At 39.6% G+C, this 25,685-nt stretch carries 22 protein-coding genes; 11 read left to right on the top strand and 11 right to left on the bottom strand.

Translation table 11 applies throughout. The features are described 5' to 3' along the window. The first annotated feature begins 50 nt into the window (after positions 1–50). From FHR29_RS10785 to FHR29_RS10765, 5 genes are read left to right on the top strand one after another with little or no spacing between them, the layout of a single operon-like run. Positions 51–3,149, top strand: coding sequence for a TonB-dependent receptor (locus FHR29_RS10785; RefSeq protein ID WP_221197840.1), 3,099 nt, complete (start codon positions 51–53; stop codon positions 3,147–3,149). Between the two features lie 9 nt (positions 3,150–3,158). Beyond that, on the top strand, positions 3,159–4,841 hold the full coding sequence (locus FHR29_RS10780) for a RagB/SusD family nutrient uptake outer membrane protein (protein ID WP_183914530.1): 1,683 nt from the start codon (positions 3,159–3,161) through the stop codon (positions 4,839–4,841). Positions 4,842–4,882: 41 nt separating this feature from the next. After that, the gene (locus FHR29_RS10775) at positions 4,883–5,824 is read left to right on the top strand and encodes a hypothetical protein (RefSeq protein ID WP_183914529.1); all 942 of its coding nucleotides are present in this window, start codon (positions 4,883–4,885) and stop codon (positions 5,822–5,824) included. Further along, the gene (locus tag FHR29_RS10770) at positions 5,814–7,733 is read left to right on the top strand and encodes an FAD-dependent oxidoreductase (RefSeq protein WP_183914527.1); all 1,920 of its coding nucleotides are present in this window, start codon (positions 5,814–5,816) and stop codon (positions 7,731–7,733) included. The genes FHR29_RS10775 and FHR29_RS10770 overlap by 11 nt, the downstream gene beginning before the upstream one ends. 48 nt (positions 7,734–7,781) lie before the next feature. Then, positions 7,782–9,635, top strand: coding sequence for a carbon starvation protein A (locus FHR29_RS10765; protein ID WP_260292040.1), 1,854 nt, complete (start codon positions 7,782–7,784; stop codon positions 9,633–9,635). Positions 9,636–9,956: 321 nt separating this feature from the next. Here the strand turns inward: FHR29_RS10765 and FHR29_RS10760 are convergent, their stop codons facing one another. Then, positions 9,957–10,619, bottom strand: a complete 663-nt coding sequence (locus tag FHR29_RS10760; protein WP_183914525.1) for an FMN-dependent NADH-azoreductase — start codon at positions 10,617–10,619, stop codon at positions 9,957–9,959. A 75-nt stretch (positions 10,620–10,694) separates the two neighbouring features. Between FHR29_RS10760 and FHR29_RS10755 the strand changes: the two genes are divergently transcribed. The 3 genes from FHR29_RS10755 (at position 10,695) to FHR29_RS10745 (ending at position 13,184) form a co-directional block, all read left to right on the top strand. Beyond that, positions 10,695–12,158, top strand: coding sequence for a PLP-dependent aminotransferase family protein (locus FHR29_RS10755; RefSeq protein ID WP_183914523.1), 1,464 nt, complete (start codon positions 10,695–10,697; stop codon positions 12,156–12,158). 82 nt (positions 12,159–12,240) lie between these two features. After that, complete coding sequence (locus tag FHR29_RS10750; RefSeq protein ID WP_183914521.1) at positions 12,241–12,678, top strand: GNAT family N-acetyltransferase; 438 nt, start codon at positions 12,241–12,243, stop codon at positions 12,676–12,678. Positions 12,679–12,746: 68 nt separating this feature from the next. After that, positions 12,747–13,184: a carboxymuconolactone decarboxylase family protein gene (locus FHR29_RS10745; protein ID WP_132841547.1), complete on the top strand. Its 438-nt coding sequence runs from the start codon at positions 12,747–12,749 to the stop codon at positions 13,182–13,184. A gap of 324 nt (positions 13,185–13,508) precedes the next feature. Here the strand turns inward: FHR29_RS10745 and FHR29_RS10740 are convergent, their stop codons facing one another. The 8 genes from FHR29_RS10740 to FHR29_RS10705 form a co-directional block, all read right to left on the bottom strand. Next, entirely contained in the window at positions 13,509–14,078 is a 570-nt protein-coding gene (locus tag FHR29_RS10740; RefSeq protein ID WP_183914519.1) for an N-acetyltransferase, read from the bottom strand. A 7-nt stretch (positions 14,079–14,085) separates the two neighbouring features. Beyond that, positions 14,086–14,478 carry a cytidine deaminase gene (locus FHR29_RS10735; RefSeq protein ID WP_183914517.1) on the bottom strand — a complete coding sequence of 131 codons (393 nt, stop codon included), beginning with the start codon at positions 14,476–14,478 and terminating at the stop codon, positions 14,086–14,088. Between the two features lie 41 nt (positions 14,479–14,519). Continuing rightward, positions 14,520–14,954: an N-acetyltransferase gene (locus FHR29_RS10730; protein ID WP_132841552.1), complete on the bottom strand. Its 435-nt coding sequence runs from the start codon at positions 14,952–14,954 to the stop codon at positions 14,520–14,522. Between the two features lie 76 nt (positions 14,955–15,030). Continuing rightward, a complete protein-coding gene (locus FHR29_RS10725; RefSeq protein ID WP_183914515.1) occupies positions 15,031–15,498 on the bottom strand; it encodes a GNAT family N-acetyltransferase in 468 nt (155 codons plus the stop codon). 46 nt (positions 15,499–15,544) lie between these two features. Then, a complete protein-coding gene (gene catA, locus FHR29_RS10720) occupies positions 15,545–16,192 on the bottom strand; it encodes a type A chloramphenicol O-acetyltransferase (RefSeq protein WP_183914513.1) in 648 nt (215 codons plus the stop codon). Between the two features lie 236 nt (positions 16,193–16,428). Beyond that, positions 16,429–17,511 (bottom strand): DUF418 domain-containing protein, encoded by a 1,083-nt coding sequence (locus FHR29_RS26775; protein WP_221197839.1) that lies wholly within the window; start codon positions 17,509–17,511, stop codon positions 16,429–16,431. A gap of 73 nt (positions 17,512–17,584) precedes the next feature. Further along, positions 17,585–18,157 carry a Crp/Fnr family transcriptional regulator gene (locus FHR29_RS10710; RefSeq protein ID WP_183914511.1) on the bottom strand — a complete coding sequence of 191 codons (573 nt, stop codon included), beginning with the start codon at positions 18,155–18,157 and terminating at the stop codon, positions 17,585–17,587. 78 nt (positions 18,158–18,235) lie between these two features. Then, positions 18,236–18,658, bottom strand: a complete 423-nt coding sequence (locus FHR29_RS10705; RefSeq protein WP_183914509.1) for a GNAT family N-acetyltransferase — start codon at positions 18,656–18,658, stop codon at positions 18,236–18,238. Positions 18,659–19,046: 388 nt separating this feature from the next. On the opposite strand from FHR29_RS10705, the gene FHR29_RS10700 reads away from it, so the two are divergent. Then, positions 19,047–19,514 (top strand): DUF2938 domain-containing protein, encoded by a 468-nt coding sequence (locus FHR29_RS10700; RefSeq protein WP_183914507.1) that lies wholly within the window; start codon positions 19,047–19,049, stop codon positions 19,512–19,514. Positions 19,515–19,614: 100 nt separating this feature from the next. On the opposite strand, the gene FHR29_RS26460 is transcribed toward FHR29_RS10700, so the two are convergent. Next, on the bottom strand, positions 19,615–19,854 hold the full coding sequence (locus tag FHR29_RS26460; RefSeq protein WP_037528090.1) for a helix-turn-helix domain-containing protein: 240 nt from the start codon (positions 19,852–19,854) through the stop codon (positions 19,615–19,617). A 76-nt stretch (positions 19,855–19,930) separates the two neighbouring features. On the opposite strand from FHR29_RS26460, the gene dinB reads away from it, so the two are divergent. Further along, entirely contained in the window at positions 19,931–21,079 is a 1,149-nt protein-coding gene (gene dinB, locus FHR29_RS10690; RefSeq protein ID WP_183914505.1) for a DNA polymerase IV, read from the top strand. Between the two features lie 7 nt (positions 21,080–21,086). Further along, positions 21,087–24,140 (top strand): DNA polymerase III subunit alpha, encoded by a 3,054-nt coding sequence (locus FHR29_RS10685; RefSeq protein WP_183914496.1) that lies wholly within the window; start codon positions 21,087–21,089, stop codon positions 24,138–24,140. Between the two features lie 193 nt (positions 24,141–24,333). Here the strand turns inward: FHR29_RS10685 and FHR29_RS10680 are convergent, their stop codons facing one another. Continuing rightward, positions 24,334–25,485, bottom strand: coding sequence for a hypothetical protein (locus tag FHR29_RS10680; RefSeq protein WP_183914494.1), 1,152 nt, complete (start codon positions 25,483–25,485; stop codon positions 24,334–24,336). Positions 25,486–25,685: the final 200 nt, after the last annotated feature.

Here is a 25,685-nt window from a genome sequence, read left to right as displayed (position 1 = left end):
AAAAAATAAAACGACCAGTTTTTAATTTTTAATAACCAATACTTAAAATTATGAAGCATATTTTAATCAAATTAATGCTAATGGGACAGCTATTTCTATACTTTTCTGTAGGATTTGCCCAGTCCAACCTGAAAGTTAGCGGCAAAGTTGTGGATGCCGAGGGAAATTCGTTACCCGGTGCTACCATCGATCTCATTCATGAGAAAACGAACAAGAAATGGAATTTTGTTGCTGATCATGACGGATTATTCATCTTGAGCCCCTTGGTAGAAGGGGAGAGCTATTCCATTTATGGGCATCATGTAGGTTATGCTGCTGATTCTGTCAAACATTTTGTAGCGACCTCAAGTAGTAAAAATGCGATTCTTATCCGATTGAAAACCAATACAGGTACCATTGACGAAGTTGTGGTCATCGGTTACGGATCTGTTCAGAAAAAGGATCTGACAGGAGCTGTTTCGACGGTATCGGGCAAGGATATCCAGGTACGTAAATCCACACAGCTGTCGCAAGCACTGCAGGGATCGGTGCCGGGTGTGATGGTCACCCGATCCAATAATGCGCCGGGTAGTACGGCTCAAGTACGGGTACGGGGGATTACAACGATTACTGAAGGGGGAATGAACCCGCTTATTATATTGGACGGTGTTCCGATTGCCGACATGAATGCCGTCAATCCAAATGATGTCGAGAACATAACGGTATTGAAAGATGCGGCTTCAGCTTCTATATATGGGGCAAGGGCGGCCGCCGGGGTGATCTTGATTACTTCAAAGCGCGGTGAAGAGGGGAAAGTCGCGCTGGAGTATAACGGCGAATATGGTTTTGAAAAACCTACGCAATTGCCGGATTATGTAGATGCAGTGAGGTATCTACAATTAAGTAACGAGTTGCGCTGGAACGATAACAACAACAATGAAAATAAATACCCGATCTATAGCAAAGATATGATCGATAATTATCGACAAAATAATGCTGAAAACCCGGACCAGTATCCCATGACAGACTGGAGAAAAATGATTCTGAAAAATTCGGCTCCCCGGCAGTCGCATCTGCTCTCGGTAACCGGTGCAGGAAAAGCATTGCGTACACGTTTTTCTCTTGGATATGACCATGCCGATGGCCTATATATGGACCGCAATTATAAACGGATCACTGCACGTGTGAACAATGACGTGAAGATCAATGATTTTATTTCATCGATTATTGATATCAATTTTAAACGCAGCATCAACGAAAACCCTTCCATAGACCCTATGTACCGTATCGGTATAACTGCTCCTATATACGCAGGGCAGTGGCAGGACGGGCGCGTAGCCTCGGGCAAAGATGGTGACAATATCTACGGCATGCTCACTCAGGGGGGCTTTAAAAACTACCAGTACAATCAGATCGCCGGTAAATTGGCTCTGGATGTCAAACCTTTGGAAGGACTGAAATTGACGGGTGTGTTTTCGCCACTTTTAAATTTCGATAAATCGAAACTGTTTACCAAAAAAGTTCCCTATACCGCCTGGAACAATCCTGCTCAAAATATTGGTTTCATCAATGGATATAACCAAACTAATCTGGATGAAAGCCGCATCGAAAGCTATGAATATACCGCGCAATTTTTAGCTAATTATCAAAAAAGCATTAAAAAACATAATTTCAATGTGCTGGCTGGATATGAATCCTACTATTATTTTAATGAGAATTTGTCTGCCTCAAGAGATCAGTATTTATTGACCAATTATCCTTACCTGAACTTAGGTCCGCTCGAATTCAGGGATAATGCCGGTGGGGCTTACGAAAATGCCTACCGCTCGTATTTTGGACGTATCATGTACAATTTTGACGATAGATATTTTGTGCAGGCCAATGTGCGTTACGATGGTTCTTCACGCTTTGCTCCGCAATACCGTTGGGGTACTTTCCCTTCTTTTTCTGTCGGCTGGACTGTGAGTCAGGAAAATTTTTTAAAGGATATTTCATGGATTGATTTTTTAAAGGTCAGGGCCTCTTATGGTACTTTAGGAAACGAACGTATCGGTAATTATCCCTATCAGGCATTGTTAAAATTTGAAAACAGCTCCTTATTCTATAAAGGCAATGAAGTCGTTTCTGCGCAATCGGCGGCACAATGGCAGTATGCCATCCGTGATATTTCGTGGGAGAAAACAGAATCTTTTGATGTTGGACTGGATTACGTCGGTTTCAGTAATCGGTTAAATTTTACTTTTGATTATTATAAGAAGATTACCAATGATATGTTACTGGAACTGCAGATCCCGCAGTACATCGGATTTGATAACCCAAATCAAAATACGGGTAAGATGCATACCAAAGGTTGGGAGCTGGTATTGGGGTGGAAGGATAGGGTAGGCGATTTTAGTTATGGCGTAAATGTTAATCTCTCGGATTTTAAATCGGTAATGGGAGATCTGGGAGGAACAGAATTTTTAGGTGATCAAATTAAAATCCAGGGAAGTCAATTTAATGAGTGGTATGGTTACGTGTCTGACGGACTGTACCAGACACAGGAAGAGGTGAGCAATTCGGCTGTGCTGAATGCGAATGTCAAAGCTGGGGATGTACGATACCGCGATATCTCGGGTCCAGAAGGGGTACCGGATGGGAAAATATCGCCAGAATATGATCGGGTACTGCTCGGAGGATCTCTACCACGCTATATGTACGGCGGTATGGTGAATATTGGATATAAAGATTTGAGTTTTTCTTTTGTATTTCAAGGGGTGGGCAAACAGCATGTGCGCCTTACAACCGATATGGTGCAACCTTATCAACAAAACTGGGGAAATTTTCCTATGATTTTAGATGGGGAGACCTGGTCCAATTATAATACCGCAGAACAAAACAGTGCTGCGCGATACCCCCGTTATTCTAACACTTCTGCTAATAATAACTACGCGATGTCAGATTTTTGGTTGTTTAACGGCCGTTATTTCAGATTAAAAACAATTGGAGTTAATTATAATATCCCTACTGGTTTATTGACCAAATATAAAATCAAGGGGCTTGGGATTTCGGGAACAATCAGCGATCTGTTTACCGCTAATAAATATCCTAAAGGCTGGGATCCGGAATTGACAAGTTTTGCTTACCCCATCACGACCTCATTTTTACTGGGGTTATCATTAAAATTTTAAATCATCATTATGAAAAATATAGTTCTCTTGATTTGTGGTTTTATCCTGTTGCAGGGTTGTCACTCACTTGATCTTAATCCTTTATCCGATGGGTCGAGCGAAACGTGGAATAGTACACCGGAAGAATTGGAAATGTCTTTGAACGGACTTTATAAAGAGGTATTCTGGAAAAAAGATCTGGACGACTGGACGGATGACTGGATCTATCGAGATGGTTTGACAGAGGTGACCAATGCGACATTGAATGGTCAGTCTGCCTTTATTAAGACCTGGTGGCTGGATACGTATAAAGCGATTGCCCGCGCAAACACGATTATCAAAGGAGCCGACAGGGCGAAAGATAAACTATCTCCGGAGCAGTTGAGCATTTTTGTTGCTGAGGCTAGATTCGTGCGGGCATGTATGTATTCGACTTTGTTGAGCCACTTTGGACATGTGATCTATACCGACGATATCTTGGATATTGAGCAGGCGAAAAACCTGAAACAGTCAACACCTGAGTTCGTCCTGCAGAAAATATATGAAGATTTTGACTATGCCATCGCAAATTTAAAATTAAAGAACACCAGTACGGAACTGCAGCGTGCGACAAAAGGGGCGGCTATGGCGATGAAAAGCCGAATAGCCTTATATAGGGGGGACTTTGCGACTGCAAGCGATGCGGCGAAAGCCTGTATGGATCTCAAACAGTACAGCCTGCATCCGAGCTTTGCGAATCTTTTTCTGTCTTCGACAAAAAAATCAGCCGAAAGTATCTTTTTATTACCCAGATCTATTGCTTTAAAAGTTGCTTTGGGCGATCGTCAGAATTTTATTTCACGCAATTCCGGTGGTTGGGCTGCGAAAGATCCTTCCTGGGATCTGTTATTTGCATTCACGTGCACAGACGGATTAGAGGTGGATAAATCACCGCTATTTGTTCCTTCAAATCCGTTTATCAACCGGGATCCTAGATGCAAAGAAACCATTGCCGCTTTTGATGAACCGTTGCTTGATTATATCTACACACCACATCCTGAGGCTGTCAATGTACTGAAAATTTCAACGGGTAAAATGGTGGTCAATAATGATAATCGTGTGAATGCTCAATATGCATCTTTTAATGGTCTGGTCTGGCGAAAAGGTGTGGACAGTGATTGGTTGTTAAATAGCTGGCAAACGGAACCGGATAATATTATTATCCGATATGCTGATGTGTTATTAATCTATGCCGAAGCTAAGATTGAATTAAATGATATCGATCAAAGTGTTGCGGACGCGATCAATATGGTCCGAGCGCGGGCTTATGGTGTCGAATTTCATTCGCCAGATTACCCTGCTGTAAAAGCTGCCGATCAACTGAGTTTAAGAAAGGCTTTACGAACGGAAAGAAGGATGGAATTTGCGCTAGAGGGATTACGCTACATGGATCTGATCCGCTGGAAATTAGCGGAGAAAGCTCTGAATAAATCAAACTATGGTCTTTTGGATCCTGCGGATCTCTTGGCGAAAGTGGTTAAAACGGGTAAATGGTTTCTTCCGAATGCACCTGCAATAGATGCTGATGGTCTACCTGATTTTAGTTCCTTCCACCAACAGGGGTTAGTCAAAACCATTGCCGTTCGGAAGTTTGATGCTTCAAAGCAATATTTATGGCCTATTCCTTCAACGGAGGTGTTAACCAGTGGTTTAATTCAAAATCCCAACTATTGATGAAGGGCTTAAAACTAATATTTTGGAAGGGGTAGGGGCTTATGATGAACCATTGGATGATCCTGCTTTTGTTTCTGCTGTCTTTTCAATCGAAAGGACAACAGAAACCTATTGTTCCAGAAGTCTCGATTGAATACCGGGTAAATGACACCCTTGAAATACAGGTAAATCTGATTCAGGATCAAAAGACCTCGGCTTACTTTTATCATACTTTTCTCGCGACGGATATTTGCAATGATAAGGTATGTCTTCCTATTCAAGTAGAGCTGTTCTGGAATTTGATGGGCGAATATGATCATTTTTCAGTTCCCCAAGGTCAGGTATTTACCAAATTTGACCATCAGTATTTTGATCAGACGGATTATGATTTATTACAGGAAATCTTGCTTGATACGCTCTCTCCGATCCGGGATTATGCTGTGGAAGAGTTTCTGGACAAGAAGGAACAAAAATATTCGGTAGAACTGGATGCAATAACTCGTCCGACATTGAAAGTCTTTTCAAATGTGACAGTGCCCGGGGCTTTATATACGGTCTATGCGTTATGGCATATTGTGAATGGGAACATCAAACAATTGATTCGGAATCAGCTGGATGTGGTTTATAAACAACATCAATTCGCTGATTTTTTCGCAACATCCAATAACGCCTCTTACCAAGAATATTACCTGGAGAAGTTAACTGGTGATCAGGTCGTTGCGGCAGAGCCGATTTTGGTCCGTTTACTTTTTTCACATGATGACTATATTCCGCATTATGCCTGGAGAAAATTGGGAGCAGCTTACTATGCTGATCCCGAACGGTATAATAACTTGCTGAAAGATCTGGAAAAGCTTAAACCGCATCTGCAATTGGTAGTTTTAAGAAGCTTAAGCCAGCCGAACCTGCGAACCAAAGAAATTTTAATGGATAAAGCACAAAGTAAAACTTTATTGCAAAATCAAAAAGAACTTATTTATAAACTGTTGAATTATGAAAAATAATCGAAGATCATTTTTAAGAAATTTAGGAATCGGGTCTGGAGCCCTATTGGTAAACCCGGTGTTTGGTATGAGCAGGGATGAACCTGCTGATTCTTCAAGTGGGGCTGCCGAGCATAGTGCATTTATTGCGTCGGATGTTTTTGTGACAAGAAATCTTACGACAGATTTTCTTGTTGCAGGGGGTGGGATGGCAGGTGTCTGTGCCGCTTTGGCCGCAGCCCGCAATGGGATGAAGGTTATCTTCATTCAAAACCGTTCGCGATTAGGTGGAAATGCAAGTTCAGAAATCCGCATGCATATCTGCGGGGCGTCGCAATTAAATCAAGTCTGGCGGGAGTCTGGACTTCTGGAAGAAATTTTGCTGACAGAGGCGGCCATCAACCCCCAGCGCTGCTGGGAAATGTTGGATTATGTTATGTATGATAAGGTGCTGACAAACCCCAATATCACCTTACTTTTTGATACTTCATTGTATGAGGTGGTCCGAAAAGGGAAACGTATCGAATCCATCAAAGCTTATTGCTCGCAAACAGAGGAAATCTACGATATAAAAGCGCAGTATTTCGCAGATTGTACCGGTGATGGTACTCTGGCCGCTTTGGCCGCGGCAGATTTCATGCGTGGAAGGGAGGCTAAATCTGAATACAATGAACCTCTAGGTCTGGATAAGCGTGATGATATCACCATGGGAAACAGTTTATTGTTTCAATCTACTGAACACGATAGACCTATGCCTTTTAAGGCACCTTCCTGGGCGAGGAAGTATCAGTTTGAAGATTTCAAACATCGGAAGATTCATTCTTGGGAATATGGATACTGGTGGATTGAGCTGGGAGGACTGGAAAATATTGTTCAGGACGGTCAAAAAATAAGACATGACCTCATGGCCGTGGTATTTGGTGTCTGGGACTACATCAAAAACTCCGGAAACCACCCAGAATCCGCTAATTGGGCACTGTCGTGGCATGGGGCTATTCCGGGGAAACGGGAGAGCAGACGGATCAAGGGTGATTATGTTCTGACACAGAATGATGTGCTTAAGCAGGAAAATTTTGAAGACCGGGTAGCTTATGGTGGATGGCCATTGGATGATCATCTCCCTGCAGGGATGGACGATACCTCGTTAAGTCCATTTCGATCTATCGGTCTTAAAGGTCCATATTCAATTCCTTTGCGCTGTTTATATAGTAACTCTGTTGATAATCTTGTGATGGCCGGAAGAAATATTTCGGTTACCCATGTTGCTTTATCTACAACACGGGTAATGGCAACATGCGCAACATTGGGGCAGGCCATAGGGACGGCTGTGGCTTTTGCGGTGAACAATAAAATGAAAGTCAATCAAATTGTTGGAAATAAGGAAAAGTTGCAGGAATATCAGCAGCTGTTGCTGAGACAGGATCAAGCGATTCTGAATATTAAGAATTTAGACAAGAAAGATCTGGCTTTGCTGGCATCCATTACTGCAAGCAGTGAATCGGATGGTGGTTTGGCTAATCTGGTAACCGATGGTATAAACCGTGATATTGCCGATGGTAAATTACATCAATGGCGTGCGGCGATGAGTTCGGGTGAGCAGTTTTTGGAGTTAAAATGGAAAAGCCCACAAGAGCTGTCTTTAATCGAATTTACTTTTGATACAGGTCTGAATAGGCATCTGAGACTTTCTGGAGAAAATGGAACGATGAAAAATCAAGTACGGGGTCCGCAGCCTGAGACCATTAGTGATTATCAGGTTGAGTGCTATCTGAAAGATCGTCTGCTGCATAAAATTGAATGTAAAGACAATTTCTTACGGAAGGTAGCACATTCTTTTAATACAAGTAAGGTGGATCGTGTGCGTTTTGTAGCCAAGAAAACACATGGTGACAAATATGCTAAAGTATTTGAAATTAGATGTTATGCTTAGTAATAACGGACTGTTTTTTGCTTGTTGTTTTTTTATCAATCCTTTATTATGGTCGCTACATTTGAATTTCTCGATAATATGAATGCCTTAACGTTGGTGTTTGTTTCGCTTTTGATCTTTGCGATCGCATATCGTTTTTACGGAATTTTTATTTCCAGAAAGGTCTTACGGCTCAACGATACCATAGCGACACCGGCAGTTGAGTTTGCCGATGGTCACGATTATGTAAAGACGGACCGTAAAGTGTTGTTTGGTCATCATTTCGCAGCTATTGCGGCAGCAGGTCCGCTCGTTGGACCTGTACTGGCGGCGCAGTTTGGTTATCTTCCCGGGACATTATGGATCTTGATCGGCTGTGTATTAGGAGGGGGAGTTCACGATATGGTCGTTCTATTTGCATCTGTACGACATAAAGGACAGAGTTTGGCCACTATTGCAGCGAAGGAAATAGGGCCTATCGTAGGTGGTATTGCCGGTATTGCGGTTTTATTTATCTTGATCCTGACGCTTGCTGGGCTATCGCTGGCCTGCATAAGTGCGATGCATGAAGCACCCTGGTCTTTATTTACGATCATACTCACAATGCCCATAGCTATATTTATGGGGTTACTGATGCGTTATCGTCCTGGATCGGTGACACTTGCTAGTGTATTGGGCGGTATTTTACTGCTCGTAGGTATTATTGGGGGGCATCGGCTAATGGCAATACCGGTTATCCATGATCTATTTGATTGGGATGTGAAGACGATTTCGATCGCAATCGCAGTTTATGGTTTTTTTGCTTCCGTGCTACCGATCTGGTTTCTTTTAGTACCCCGCGATTATCTTTCGACTTACTTGAAGATCGGTACGATACTGATGCTTGCTGTTGGTGTCATATTTGTCCATCCAACGTTGCAGATGCCTGCCCTGACGAGTTTTATTCATGGTGGCGGTCCGGTTATCGGTGGGCCTGTGCTTCCTTTCATTTTTATAGTGATTGCCTGCGGTGCTATTTCGGGTTTTCATGCGATCATCGCAACGGGTACTACTCCCAAAATGTTGGGTAAAGAAAGAGAAATACTCTTTGTAGGTTATGGCGCGATGCTTGTCGAAGGGTTTGTGGCGCTGATGGCCTTAATTGCAGCGTGTACCTTAATGCCGGGAGATTATTTTGCGATCAATACACCTGTGGATGATTATGCGCAATTTTTGAAGCTTCATCCACATCTTCATACCGTAGATCTGCCTCATTTTATTGAGCGGATTGGTGTGGATCTGCATGGACGTACCGGAGGTGCTGTTTCGCTGGCTGTCGGTATGGCACATATTTTTGATAAAGTCCCATTTATGGATGATATTATGGCTTATTGGTATAATTTTGCCATTATGTTTGAAGCGGTATTTATCTTGACAGCAATTGATGCAGGTACCCGGGTAGGGCGCTTTTTTTTGCAGGAAATGTTGGGTTCAGTGATTCCGGCATTTAAAGATAAAGACTGGAAACCGGGAGTTTGGTTGTGCAGTGCTCTGTTTACACTTTCTTGGGGATACTTGGTGTTCACGGGTAATGTCAGTAGTATCTGGCCGTTATTTGGCATTAGTAATCAATTACTGGCCGCCTGCGGATTGATTGTGTGTACCACCATGCTGCTTCGGATGAACAGGGGTAAATATGCATTATGTACGGCTCTACCGGGAGTATTCATGGCGACGATCACTTTCTGGGCCGGATATCTGCAGATTACAGATATTTATCTCCCTAAAGGTCAGATGCTTTTGGCCTCATTGGCTATCTTGGCTATGCTTTTAATGTTACTCGTATTCATAGGAACTTTTAGAAAGTGGTACCTTTTATTAAGGACAGATACAAAAATTGTAGATCAAAATGGAGAAATTGTAAAGGCTTTAGTAGAGCGATAAATCGATAAAGAGCAAATTGTCCTTCTAACAGTTGAACAGAAGGTGCATAATACAAATGCCTTAAAAGCGCCTTATCTATAGCGCTTTTAGGGCATTTGTATCTAACTAAAAACCGAGATCTTACTTACATTTTCGTTTTTCTAGTAATCGTATAATATGGATGTATTTGTTTAATTTTAAAAATGAGAGCCCGTTGATGTTTTAATAAAAATAAGATAATCAAAGTCATCTCTTTCTGTTGGACAACTCTTCGCCTTTAGTAGCTTTCAATTACGTTATTAATGATGTATTTACTTTAAAACCAAGGATTACATAACGATATTAAGAGCTAATGGATTCGATAAGCTCAATCGTTTCTTGATGTGCTATGGTTATATTCTTGTTGTATTCTTCTTGATTATTCGCAGCTCCATCGAGGGTTATGACATGAATTTCATCGATCCCAATGACATGGAAAACCCTTTTTAAATAATCGGTCTGAAAATCGATATGTTCATTATAGCCACCTTTTTCATATCCCTGAGATCCTCTTGTCAGTAATAAAACGACCTTTTTATTTGTTAGGAGTCCGATATATGGATTTTGGATATTATCGGGATTGTATTTCCAGGTTTCGTTGATACGAACTATTTGATCAATATAAGCTTTTAGACTACTGGGTATCGACCAATTGTACATAGGTGTAGCAACAACGATGATATCGGCATCTTTTAATTCTTTAATGTATTCATCGCTTTTTTTTAAAGCATTCAATTCATCCTGCGTTCTGTTTTCTATTGGTTTAAATGCTGCGCTGATCCATTCTTCTGTGATATGGGGTATGGATTGGTTTCCCAATTTGCGATGTTGAATTTTAGTATTTAACTGTATTTTTTGCCAATGTCCGATCAAGGTTTCGGCGAGATTTCTACTTTTAGCGTTTCTATTTCTTGCACTTGAATTAATCACCAGCAGGTTTTTTAATTCCTTATTCTGTGAGCTCATATTTATTTTTTTGACAAAAATAGATGTAAATTGACTTACATTTGTATACCAAAAAATATATAATATACAGCCCAGATGTTGCCTTATAAATCTTTAATACATATTGACAGCTCGTCTTCTGTATCGCTCTATATTCAGGTGTGTAATTATTTTATAGCATTAATAACAGATGGTACCCTGCAACCGGCCGATAGATTACCGAGTACCCGAAATCTGGCGTTATTGATCGGCGTTGATCGCAATACAGTTAAATTGGCCTATGAAGAATTAATTAGTCAGGGTTGGACGGAATCTGTGGAACGAAAAGGCGTGTATGTCTTATCTAGTTTGCCTATTCTAACGAAAAAGGATAGGCATGAAGTAAAAACCCAAACGGAAAAGCAGGATGCATTTATATGGACGAATAAGTTTACACATACCATTTTAAGTAAGAATTATCAAAAAACGCAATTAGCAATTGATGATGGTTTTCCGGATGTCAGGCTTGCTCCAATAGATGAATTAATGCGGGAGTACAGAAGTATATCCCGAAAATTCTATGGCCGTAATTTCTTAAAATATGGTAACGCAAAAGGGTCCGAAAATTTAAGAGAGTCGTTATGTGACTATCTTTCTACAACCCGTGGATTAAATGTTGATGCAGATGATATGCTGATTACCAAGGGAAGCCAGATGGGTATTTATCTATCGGCTCAACTACTGCTTGAACAGGGAGATCTGATTGCAGTAGGGGTTTCAAATTACGCCACGGCTGATGAGATTTTTAAACAAACCGGTGCCCAGCTGTTAAGGGTTCCAATGGATGAGTATGGAATGGATGTCGATTACCTTGAAAAGATACTGAAGAAAAAAAAGATAAAAGCAGTCTATCTAATTCCCCATCATCACTGCCCTACGACCGTTACTTTGAGTATGGAACGCCGGTTGAAATTTCTGATGCTTGCTAAGGCGCATAAATTTGCAATTATTGAAGATGATTATGACTTTGATTTTCACTATGCCAATAAACCTTTTTTGCCTTTAGCCAGTATAGACCATAATGAAAATGTTATCTATATCGGATCGGTCACTAAAACTTTTGCTCCTGCACTACGTATTGGATTTATGACTGGGCCATCCAGTTTTATTCGTGCCGCTACGGTTCTAAGAGAGCTTATCGATAGGCAAGGCGATACGATTTTGGAGGAAGCTTTTGCTTCGTTATTTAAGGAAGGGGAGATGAATAGATTTTATAGAAAAGCATTGAAGATCTATAAGGCTCGAAGGGATATGTTCTGCGAACTGCTCAAGGTTCATTTTGCGAATGAAATTGAATTTAAAGTTCCGGAGGGAGGACTAGCGGTATGGTCCGTTTTTGATAAAGCGATCGATCTAGTAAAATTATCCGATAATGCTTCAAAAAATGGGCTTTTTATTGACAATGGTCTGTTTTATAAAAATGAATTATTTGCAACAAACGGACTTCGAATGGGTTTTGCTTCATTAGATGAAAAAGAGCAAATGGAAGCTTGTGCAATCTTGAAAAAAAGTATCAGGTAATTTGGATCTGGGCTGTCCTTTATTAGAAATCTGGTCTATTTAGTTCTTCAAAATGTGTTTTAATTTTACAAAAAAATAGAACATGGAAGATACGTATGAGATTAAAACTATTCCGTCAGCGCTAGAAATGCAACAGTGCTTAGAAGTTGCTCTGGTACTGAGACCCCATTTATCCAAAAGCAAATGGTCGGATCGTATAACAGAAATGGTTGCCCATGAAAAATATACGTTAAAGGGAATTTTTAAAAAAGAGCAAATTATTGCTTTTATTGGTTATCGTATCATGACAACTCTGCACAGTGGACATATCATTTATATTGATGATCTATGTACGTTAGAAAGTTATAGAGGCCGCGGATTTGCCAGCCAATTATTAACGCATGTTAGGGAATTGGCTTCGTCTCAACATATGGATGCAGTAGTTCTGGATACCGGTTTTGATAATCACACAGCACAAAAGCTCTATTTTAACCATGGATTTGCGCTCTCTGCTGTGCACTTACATGCTTATTTAAGGTAATGTTTTTGGACGACTACGTGTTCTGTTGTGAGATGTTAAGGAATGATATAATTTAAAAGATTTGAAAAATGAAAAAACGTATTGATTTATCCGCTGTAACCGCAGGTGTTTATAAAAGAATTATAGCACTAGATACTGCTGTTCAAAATTCAGGATTAGATAAAACCCATCTGGAACTTATTAAAATTAGAGCTTCCCAGGTAAATGGATGTGCCTTTTGCCTCAATATGCACACCAGCGATGCTTTGAATCAAGGCGAAACGGCACAACGCATATTTTTATTAAATGCTTGGAGAGAGACCGAGTTATTCTCGAGAGAAGAACGTGTTATTTTGGCTATGACCGAAGAAATCACGCTGATCAGTCAAAATGGATTGTCTGAGGAGACCTATGAGCAGGCTGCTCAGCTGTTTAATGAAGAGTATGTTGGTTTGATTATAATGGCGATTATTACGATCAATGCATGGAACAGGGTGGCGATCAGTACGCATAAGCCTTTAGATTAATCTTTTGCTTCGCTACCAACTTTTTGTGTTTTAAGGCTATACCTTTAAAAGGTATAGCCTTAAATTTTTTATTTTGCTTAAACAAAAGTTATCTTTTAGAAATTGGCCTATGATAGGAGAGCGCTTTTGAAGTGCTGGATTACGCTGCTATAAATGGTTCTTATAATTCTTAATGTTTATGGTTTTTCCGAAACTACAGGGGTGTTATTCCGGTTTGTTTTTTAAAAAAGCGGTTAAAATATGAATCGTCTGTGAAGTAAAACTCTTTGAATTCCTGCGGGTTTTTAATTTCTTGGATATCGGAAGCTTAGACATATTTTGTTATTAGGATACGATTTTTACAGATTTGAGGTAGAACTCTTTAGGCTCCAGGTTGTGATAAATACTCAGAAAATCAGTTTCGATGTTAATACTTTCCAATCCTGCTTCTATAGGCATATACAAGAGACGTAAGTCGACACCTACAACATTGGCTGTTACTGTAGTCATCTGCGCGGCATTTCTTAAATAAAAAGCTATTCGTTTTTCTCTTATTTCCTGCTCTTCCTTATCTCTGGCTTTTTCCGGAGCTTCACATTCTATAATGAAGCCTTTTACTTTTATAGTATGTGCCAATTCCTGAAGAAAAAAAGAACCAATTCCCTGACCTCTTCCGCTATCTCGGGTGACAGCAAAATAGTCTAATAACTGCAAATTTTTGTCTTTCCACATAAAAGTCGCATAAGCTTTTACCTGCGAATCTTCTTCCAATATATAAGCGGCATATTTATTAGCCGCGAACGCATTTTCGATAACATATAACGGTTTTACTTCCTCTTCAGGAAAATCTGCTATAAGATGCTGCTGATATATGGTACTAAATTCTGTAAAGTTAATTTCTCTTATTTTTTTCATTTTCCTTTTACCACTCTCGTTCTAAACCTTCTTTCCAATCGTAAGGCAATAATTCTCCCAGGGTTTTAAATATCCCATTCTTCACTTCTATTGTAGTCTGAAGATTTTCTTTAGCTAACTGACTGATCAATTCTCTGCATCTGCCACAGGGGGGGAAGGCATTTCCATTTTCATCTACGGCTACGATAGATCTGATTTGGCTTTCTCCGTTTTTCAGCATTTCTGCTACAGCACTGTGTTCGGCGCAGCATCCCATTGAACAGGCGGTATCTATGCTGATTCCGGTGTAAATATTTCCACTAACGGTTTCAATAGCTGCAGCAACACCACCATATGCAATGAAATCATTTAATGTCTTGGGACGGGCATATTTTTGTGCGATTTGTTTTAAAGTTCCCATATCCTCTTTTAATTTGTTTTAAGATTATTTGGATCATCCGATTATTTGGCCTTTATCCATTCCATTCGGCAGTCTGTTGCACCTGTATTTTCGTCCAACATTTCTTCGATAATCCGAAAACCGTGTTTCTGATAAAAATGGATTGCTTGTTCATTCAAGGCGTACACATTTAACGAAAGCTGATCACATTTTGTCTTTATGAACTGCAGAAGTGTAGAACCGTATCCTTCTCCTTGATGAGCAGGACTTATAAACAGGGCTGCAATATGATCGTCTACAACTGATACAAAACCTTTAATACTATTCGATTCATCTTCCAAAATCCATGTTTTACTGGATGGTAAATAAATATCTTTCATCTTTTGAGCGCTATTGATCCAGAAGGATGAATCTATAAAATGATGTGCTTTTATCGAAGCTTCCAGCCAGATATCAATTAAATGACTGTAGTCATCTTGTACAGCAATTCTTATCATATTAAATTCTTAAGGGTTTTAAGTCGTTCCATATATTTTAATTTAACGATAGCGTTTTATTGAAATCAATAAGTTGCTATTTTATTTTCATTCGCATAGATTTACTAAAGGTTTCAAAACCTTCACGCAGATACAATGCCTCTGCTAGGGTATTTTTTGCCAGTACACTTAGTTCTAGATAATCTGCTTCCTGCACTTTTGCCCATTGCTTGATGCGGTCAATCAATGCTTTTCCAATTCCTTTTGCGCGCATATTCTGATCCACCACAATATCCATTAAATACATGCATTTTAACGGAACAAAACAATTATAGGGCGGGCTTTCCTCTAATTTTGCAATGGCAAAACCTTTTGCCTCTCCATCTATAGTGTAAATGAATGCAACAAAATTATCTGCTGCGGCAACTACTTGCTGAAGAAAAGCTTCATCCTGAAGGGCAGGCTGAAGGTAATCAGGTTCATAGTTTGCCAACTGTTCAAATAGCAGGGAATAAAGTATTTTTATCTGTGGAAGATCTGCCGGTGTTGCTTTTCTAATATCCATATGTTTTTCGAGCTAAATTAAAATCGATTTCATTATCTTTTTAGCTTTATTTGAGCGTCTGAATGGTCGTGCAAAATTCCTGTAAGGTGTTGATCAATTTGGCAACATGTAGGCCATCGCAAACGGCATGGTGCACTTGTATGGCCAATGGCATAAGGATTTTGTTTCCTTCCGTCTGGTATTTTCCAAAAGTAAAACTGGGGGCAAAATAGTCCGTAAAATCAGCAATATTGAGGTTAAAACTCTCAAAATGAATCCACGGAAGTGCCGAAATATTAAAATGATTTTTGGGAGCTTTTTCAGGGAGGAAGCTCCTGTTGTTTTCATTTCTTTGAAGGACCGCGTTATAGCTGGCTATAAAATCCTGGAAGCTGTCCGAATAGGGTACAGAAAGTGCAGAAAAAGTTTCTGTGTCCTGATGAAGGACGGTATAAACCGGGTTTACAGAATCCCAAATAATCAAGTCACCATCTTTCATTGCCATTTTAAACTCAGGATGTTGGTTCACGGCTTTTGAAAGTAGATAAATCATCACAGGATAAAATTTAAATCCCTGTTCTTTTACAAAAGGAATAATCGCTGAAATATCTAATTTAACGGTCAAACTGAATCCGCACTTTATCGCATCACGATAAGCACCAAAGTGTTCCTTCCGGTTCCACTTTTCTATATTTACTGTTTTGTATGCTGTCATGATCGTATTGTTTTTTTAATAGGTGTATTTTTATACGCCTAGTTTGTTTTGAGTTATTGGATACAAGTTACAAAATATGCCAGACAAGAACGAAATGTGAAATTCTACGCCGAGAAATTGTATTTAACGCCACATTATTTAACCACATTATGAAAGTCGGAAACTGGAAAATGCATGTTGCAGAGGATTGGCCGTGTGGTTGTAATACAGGCTAAATCATTATCGCCATTCAGGTATCAACTTGATATTTTTCTCATCAGCGTTTCCAAGGGGCCATTCTTATATTTTGTCTTCCATATTTTGCTGAAATAGTAACTGAAGATAAAATATACTATAGAGAATGTTAATATCCACAAGGGGTGTACAGAATCTGTTTGATTGATCTTTGCTCCATAGGGTTTACCGGAGAGGAGTGAAAAAATAATCATTCCGATGGTTAAGTGCGCAATGTAATGGGTGAGGGTCATTTGTCCAGTTGTTGCTAAATTTTGGATAAATTTATTTTCTAAAAAAAACGAACTGCTATACATGAAACCTGCGATCAGCATCAGTCCAAAACCTATTGTGCTCAACAAAAATGGTAAAAGGGGAGGAAGGTAATCTGCAGTAATGATCTCTATCAATTCTTTATTGGTAAAAATATTTTGAGCGCAGATCTGTAATATGGTAACGGGTATAAAAAGTGCTGCTCCTAATAGAAATACCCTTTTTTTGGTGATCAATAATGTCCAATTTAATCTGCCGAGATACATTCCGGTGGTAAAATAGGCTATCCAAGGAAAAACACTGTTCCAGCCATTGTAAAATGTGTTTCGTATAAATCCCGGTATCGACCATAGATCGGTATATTCAAGCGTATCAAAGTTCCATCCTTTTTCGAATGGAATAATAAGCAGGAACACATGGAAAACCAAGATTGATAGAATACTAGCGATCAGGTAATATCTTGTGGGTAAAAATAAAAGAAAAGTGGCAATGAATAGGTATAATCCATAGAAATGCAGGATATCTGCTGGCCACCATATGCTGAGCAATAATCCTAAAACGAATAGGAACAATGCTCTTTTTAAAACAGTATGTCTTAGTTTTTTCCTCTCCTCGGCCGTATAATGTGGTCTATTGGTCATCAAAGCTATTCCCATTCCTGCAAGCATGACAAATAGAGTACTTGAATTTCCACTGAAAAGCGATAGAAATTTTCCGACCGGACTTGTGTCGTTATAACTCCCAAACACCATATTAAAGTTGACAATATACATTCCAAAAATGGCATATGCTCTAGCTAAATCAAACCCAATAATTCTACTTTTGTTACCCACAATATGGAATGTTTAAATGAAAATTCAAATTTCTAAGATTGAATCTGCATTCCATTTGACTTAGGTCAAATAATCAAATTTTGGATCTGATTCTGCTCAGCGTTTCCAGGGATATGCCTAAATAAGAAGCAATATAGGTAAGTGGAACTTCAAGAATAATGTGAGGCTGTTGCCGGAGTAACTGTAAGTATCTCTCAGTTGCATTGCGTGTTCGAAATTCAAATAACCTTTTTTCGAGCCACATCGCATAATATTCTGTCATCATCAGATCAAGTTCAACCAGTTTTGGGAACTTTGCTTTAAGCATCTGAAATGATTGCGCTTCGGTCTGGTAAACCGTTACATCTGTGACGGCTTGAATAAATTCTTTACTGGGTTTTTGAAGTACATAGCTATCAAATGAAACCGCAATATCATGTTCAAAAATAAGCTCGGTTGTAATTTCCTTCGTATCATTCCAATAGAATTTTCGTAGAATTCCCTGTTCAATCCAGAAACTATACCGACATAGTTTATGTTGATGTAAGAGAAATTCCCCTTTTTTATATCTTTTTAATTCTCGAATATTTTCTAAAGCGGATAAGGTTTCAGAATCTAAATTTTGAATCAGTTCATCTATTTTTTTGAGTTGTATTTCTTCGGTCATATCCGCATGGTCTTTTTCATTTTCTTATAGCAAGCTAAACTACGCTAAAATAATGAGGCGTTTGGGTTAAAAGCAAGATTATAATCCCATATGCAAAATCGGATATGCTTTGCCTTGTCCATCAATTTCGGATCTGTTCAGTATCTGAAATCCGATATGCGTATAAAATCCAACGGCTTGTAAATTTTGTTCATTAACATCCACTTTGGAGATCTTGAAATGATCTATACCGTGGGTTACCAGCTTTTTTCCGATTCCCTTGCCGCGAGCATTATGGTGAATAAATAGCATTTCAAGATTTTCACCAGAAATCCCTATAAATCCAATTAAAGTTCCATTGTCATCATATCCAAATAGTTTAACATGTTCAAAATAACTTGGGATATGTTCTTTATAATAATTGAAATCTTCTTCTTTAAGAAAATCGTGTGTATTTGATACTGCACTCTCCCATATTTTTATCAGAGTGGGATAATCTGTTATGTTAATTTTTCTAATCATGCTCGTATATATTAGAGAACAAAAATCTGTTATTTTTTACAGTAAACGCTGAACTCAGGTTAAAAAATGTGCTTATGTATGCTGCTTAAGGCTTGAGGGGTAATATCCTGATAAGATGCAATATACTTGAATGGGATATAATTTAATACACGATCCTATTCATAGTGTGATTATCTAAACCTGATAAAGTTAATGTTTATTGCTGTTCTCTGTTGCGATTCCTTTGATTTGTGCAGTTTTCCCAAGGATATGTGTCAGTTATTATCGGTTGAAGCATGCTAACTTTGAATCATTAAAATGTTAGAATGATGGCACAGGGAAATCATAACCTCAAAAGTGGGTACAGCCAATCATTAAAGAGAAATTAATTTTATAAAATAACAAGCGCATGAACATCCTATCACAATACATCAGTTATTCCATATTTATCGGCGTTGGTGCCACGATTTTTATGGATTTGTACGCTTTATTTATCAAAACTGCTTTTAAAATTCCCTCTTTGGATTATGCTCTTGTAGGGCGTTGGATAGGTCATTTTAAACAGGGTGTCTTCGCTCATAAAAACATTGAACATGCTAAAAAAATCACTGGTGAAAGGGCTTTGGGCTGGATGGCACATTACCTCATCGGTATTTCATTTGCGCTTTTACTTTTATTGATCTGCGGGCTGGACTGGTTGTACCAACCTACATTTTTAGTTTGTATAAATGTCGGAGTTGCGACTACTGCTGCTCCTTGGTTTATGATGCAGCCTGCGTTTGGTTTTGGCATCGCCGCATCTAAAACTCCTAAGCCCTTCACGGCGCGATTAAGAAGTCTACAGGCACATGCTATATATGGTTTGGATTATATATAACCCGCATTAGTTTTGAGTAAGCTCATTTTATAACCAGATATTATTATAATCGTAAGTTTTTATTATCTGTACGGAGCGTGAATAATCGAGTCGCTAAGCGCTATACTTCTTGCAGTTTATATTTCCTGAGATCAACAGTGAGTAATTGATCGGTGCTGACCTGAAAGTAGCGCGATAGTGCTAAGAGTACATCTAGAGGCGGAGCCGTTTTCCCGATTTCATATTTCGCATAAGAATCTCTTGTAACAGCTAGTTCAGCAGCAATTTTTCCTTGTGTAAGTCCGGGTATCTGCATCCTGAGGTACCTGATATTATCAGACAAAATCGATAGTGTTGACATTTTGTGAATATTAATCACATCAAATGTAAGGATAAATGTGAAAAATATTAGCATTTTTACTAAATAATTTAGTGAAATGAATAGAGCGATTGTACATATGGATTTGGATACCTTTTTTGTATCCTGTGAGCGGCTGGTAAATTCGCAACTCAACGATATTCCGTTGATTATTGGTGGAGGGGATCGGGGAGTGGTTTCTTCCTGTAGTTATGAAGCAAGAACTTTTGGGGTGCGGTCTGCGATGCCGATGAAGATGGCATTACGGCTCTGTCCTCAGGCCAGGGTAGTAAAAGGGGATATGGAATTATATTCCAAGATGTCCCATACGGTGACAGAAGTGATTGAAGAAAGTGCTCCAGTAATGGAGAAGGCTTCTATCGATGAGTTTTATCTTGACCTGACCGGGATGGATAAATTTTTCGGGGCTTATAAGTGGACCAATGAACTAGGAGCCAAAATTGAAAAGGAAACAGGTTTGCCTATCAGCTATGCTTTATCTGTTAATAAAACGGTCAGTAAAATCGGCACAGGCGAATCCAAACCTCATGGTCATCGTGAAATACCTTCAGTGGGTGTTCATTCTTTTCTTAATCCGCTATCCATTAGAAAGATGCCGATGGTGGGGAATGCTACTTTCCAGCTTTTATCACGAGTTGGGATCCGTACAATAGGTACATTGTCCGAAATTCCTGTTGAGGTGCTGCAGCAGATGATCGGGAAAAATGGGGTCGATTTATGGAAAAAGGCAAATGGGATTGATGAAACTCCTGTTATGCCTTATTCGGAAAGAAAATCGATTTCCAAGGAAAGAACTTTTAATAGCGACACCACGGATATTCATGTCGTGAAAAGCCTCATCTCGGGTATGGCCGAACAGCTGGCTTACCAGCTGCGCTGTGAGAAGTGGTTGACTTCCACCGTAGTAGTCAAGATCAGATACTCTAATTTTGATACTGAAACGAAACAATGCCGTGTCACTTATACCTCTGCAGATCATACGCTGACCAGGATCGCTTTAGAACTTTTTGATAAAATTTATACCAGACGGATGCGTCTTCGATTGGTGGGACTTCGGTTTACAGATCTGGTGCACGGAAGTTACCAAATGAATTTATTTGAAGACAATACACAGCTTATCAATCTGTATCAGGCAATGGATGCTATCAAAATGCGCTATGGCAGTGATGCGGTGGGGAGGGCAGTAGGTTTTAATTTTTCAACTTAATTGTCTTATGTTTCTTAACTGCCACTCTTTTCACAGTCTTCGTTATGGAACACTTTCCATAGAGGAGCTCGTGGAGCAGGCCGCCGTCTTGGGGTTAAAGGAGCTTGTGCTGACGGATATCAATACCATTTCGGGCATCTATGAATTCAAAAAGAAATGTGAAGAAAAGAACATCAAACCGATTGCTGGTATTGAAGTTCGCAGAGGAAATGAGCTGCTTTATATTACCATTGCAAAAGAGTTTCAGGGTATCGGAGAGGTGAACCGGGTTTTGACTTCCTATAATTGCGATGGGATTGATCTGCCGGCACAGCCTGATTTTCCGAACTGTTTTGTGATCTATCCCTTAAGCAATATTCCTGCGCAGCTCCATGAAAATGAATATATCGGCATCCGGGAAGAAGAACTGAATAGCTTGTTCCGTAAAGAGTATCAGGCGCTGATTGCAAAGATGGTGATCCTGCAACCTGTGACTTTCACAACGAAAAAGGAATTTAATCTACACCGGATACTGCGAGCGATTGACAACAATATGCTGCTGTCGAAATTGCCGAAAAGTGAAATTTGCAGTAAATCGGAGTACTTGAGGTCGGAACAATCGCTATTGGAGGCTTATCAGCATTATCCGCAAATCATTGCGAATACCAAAAATATACTTTCGGTATGCCAGTTCGAATTTGCGTTTACCACACGGAGAAATAAAAGACACTACAAGGGATCAAAGGAGCACGATATCAATAAATTAACAGCACTGGCTTATGCAGGACTGGAAAGACGTTATGGAAAGGATCATGCAATAGCGAAACAGCGTGTTGAAAAGGAACTGCAGGTGATCGATGAATTAAATTTCAGCGGTTATTTTCTCATTACCTGGGATATCATCCGCTATAGCAACAGCATGGGTTTTATGCATGTGGGCAGGGGAAGCGGAGCCAACAGCATAGTTGCATATTGCTTGGGCATAACGGATATCTGTCCTTTGGAACTGGATCTTTACTTCGAGCGATTTCTAAATTTAAACCGAAAAAGTCCGCCCGATTTTGATATTGACTGGAGCTGGCAGGAGCGGGATATGATATTGAAATATATCTTTGACCGCTATGGAAAAAACCATGTTGCTTTTTGTGGTACGAATGTCGAATTTAAGTACCGTTCCATTATTCGTGAGATGGGTAAGGTATTTGGTTTACCGAAAGAGGAGCTCGATGAACTGACCAAAAATCCGGAAAAAGTTTTTAAAGATCAGGTGGTCCAGAAAGTGCAGGAGTATGGAAAGTTATTGGAAAAGTTTCCCAATCAGCGCAGCATGCATGCCTGTGGGATTATTATCTCTGAAGAGCCGCTTACCAATTTTACGGTTCTTGAAATGCCTCCCAAAGGTTTTCCGATCGTGCAGTGGGATATGCATGTTGCGGAGGATATCGGTTTTGATAAATTTGATATTCTGTCGCAACGTGGACTCGGGACTATCAATGATACGGTGAAACTATTGGAAGAAAAACGAGGAATTAAAGTAAATATTAGGGATACGACGCTTTCCAAGGATGAAGCTCTATGTAATGAATTTTTAAGCCGGGGGAAAACGATCGGATGTTTTTATATTGAAAGTCCTGCGATGCGCGGTCTGCTGCGAAGATTGAAATGTGATAATTATAAGGTGCTGGTGGCGGCATCATCGATTATACGTCCCGGTGTAGCGCAAAGTGGTATGATGCGGGAATATATTTTTAGGCATAATAATCCAGATCAGTTTGAATATTTTCATCCGATATTTGAAGAACAGCTCGGTGATACCTATGGTATTATGGTTTATCAGGAAGACGTGATTAAAATTGCACTTCATTATGGCGGGGTTTCTGCTGCTGATGGTGATATATTGCGTAGGGCCATGAGTGGAAAAGGCAGATCGCGTAAGGCGCTTCAAAAAGTAAAGGATGATTTTTTTGAATCTTGCAGGCAACAGGGGCATCCGGAAGAACTGAGTACAGAAATCTACCGGCAGATTGAATCTTTTGCTGGATATTCATTCTGTAAGGCGCATTCTGCTTCTTATGCCGTGGAGAGTTACCAGAGCTTATACCTCAAACTCTATTATCCTCTTGAATTTATGGTATCTGTCATCAATAATATGGGCGGTTTCTACAGAACGGAAGTGTACATCCATGAGGCCCGGATGTCTGGCGCCAAGATCCTGAATCCATGCGTGAACAGGAGTGAGCAGCAGACTACCATCTATGGTGATGAGGTTTATTTGGGATTTATGCATCTGGAGAAAGTGGAAGCGAAACTTGGCCGGTTGATTCCTGAAGAAAGGATCAGAAATGGGGAGTATCGCTCTTTGGAAGATTTTATTAAACGTATTCCGATCGGTATTGAAACCTTGCAGATTTTGATCTTTATTGGAGCTTTTCGGTTCAGCGGTGTGCCCAAAAATGAGCTATTGTTAAAATCTAGGGTGCTGCTCGGTGATTTTAAGCCTGGACGTCGCGCTGAAACCTTATTTGAGGAGCCTGTCAAGCATTTTAAATTTCCGGAATTGAAACGCAACATCTTTGAGGATGCTTTTGACGAGATAGAAATTTTAAGTTTTCCGGTCTCATGTACACCCTTCGATCTGCTGCAGACAAAGTATAGGGGAACAGTGATGGCTAAAGATCTGATCCAACATCATAAAAAGGAGGTCAAAATGCTTGCTTATCTGATCTCACGGAAGCATGTACCTACAAAAAGGGGAATCATGTATTTCGGAACCTGGGTGGACAACAATGGTGATTATTTTGATACGGCTCATTTTCCGGACTGTCTGGAACGGTATCCTTTTCAAGGGGGCGGATGCTATTTACTCTTAGGAACGGTAGAAGTGGACTTCCATTTTCCGACCATAACCATAACGAAGATGGCAAAGATGCCTTTTATTCCTGATCCACGTTACTCACATGATGAGGAAAAGAAGTATGAAGCGCAGGAACGTATGAGAGAAGATGTCAGCATGACTTTTAGAGCTCCTTACCCACAAGAACATGAGATTGGGCTGCCCAGGATGAAAACATTGAAGGAGTAACCAAGTTGCGCTGTGACAACTAAAATTGTGAGTGAATCAGTCAGTGATATGCGATATAAAAGGTTAGATCGAATAGACGGGTGTGAACCGAAGTGGTTTTGATTCATTTAGCGTCCTTTTTTTGAAAGGAGATAGGGCGATGTGCAGTTTATTTTAGCCTACCCTTTTTTTGGGGTAGGCCAATCAATGGTTGCTAGGCTGTGTTAGGCTTGTTTTTAGAGGATGTTGCCGAATCGTCCAGATCCTTATTGAGCTGATCGATAATAGCCATCAGTTTATTTTTCAGAATACGAATCTCATGATGAAGTTTGGTTTTGTCAAACTTGGGGTGCTGTGCTTCGGTTATCTTTATCCTATTGGCTGTATAAATAGGATTTACAAAGTTTTGTCCCCCCAGTTTTTTAGTTTCCCCTTTTGAAAATTTCACTTTTTGAAAATAGTGGTGGTATACGGCAAGTCCTCCCGCGGTTAAATTACTAAAAACACTCCTGTTCTCATCGCTGTCGTAATTGCTGGATGCGGGTATTTCGCCTGTGCTGCTGATCTTTTTTTTAACATATTGGATCAGTTTTTTAGATAAACTATTACTTTTGCTGTCAAATTGTACCGTAGAATAGCGTGCCACCTGTTTCAATTTGAACAGGATATCATTCAGATAGTTCCGTTGTTTATCTATGTCGGCTATATCTTCTAATGTTTTATCCAGCAAATCGAAACATTGATTGAGAAAACCGATGTGATTGAAATTTATACTGATCATGAATTTAATAAAACAATGGTTATAATCCCTGTCCCACGTATCGTGGGCAATGTGTCTGAGTACCCTTAGAAGTTTTATGAAGAATAATTGTTGTTCATAGCTGAGGTTCCGTCCGGGCGCACGGAACTGATCTTCCAATACGTGCTGAATCTCAATTAGAAAGCATTCGGAAACATCTTTTTCTATTAAAGTAGCTTTTAGAGCAGGAAATTGCTCCATCATTTCTGTTTTTAAGACATGAAGGTGAAATTGTGTAAGCGATGCCTGTGGGTCCATATCCTTGCTATAGCTGGTTTCAATATGGACCAGGAATTGGTAGTATTTGAGAATTGTTTCATCGGCCTGTTTATGTTTATAACGGTAGAGCTCATCCAACAAATTGCATAACTGTCTATAGAACAGCCTGAATGATTTGCGTGTTAGTAATAATATTTCTTTGTTGCCATGTCGTAGAACAAATTCTTGTTCTAACTGGAAGATGATAGCAAGAAGGTTTTGATCGGCTTTAACATGTTCTTCTTCATTTAAATGTGGAATGCCATAATATAGTATGGCTCTCTCCAGCTTAAGTAATACTCGGTTCATAGCTGCTATAATTTGGTTTAACTTAATTTTCTTACACTTAAAGCTACAATATTTCTTTTGAAAAAAACCAGTAGATCGTATTAAATTCTTAATGTTGGGAAAAAATATTTTACATCAATCCTAGAAATGATGCCTGGAGCTCTATTATGAGGGAATTAGATCATTTGGCCCTGGTATGGTTTATGTAACAAATAGAACTT

The sequence above is a fragment of the Sphingobacterium sp. JUb56 genome (assembly GCF_014191365.1).
GTDB classification, from domain to species: Bacteria; Bacteroidota; Bacteroidia; order Sphingobacteriales; family Sphingobacteriaceae; genus Sphingobacterium; species Sphingobacterium anhuiense.
Note: the sequence above shows the minus strand (reverse complement) of the source record. Positions and strands in the feature narration are given on the sequence as shown.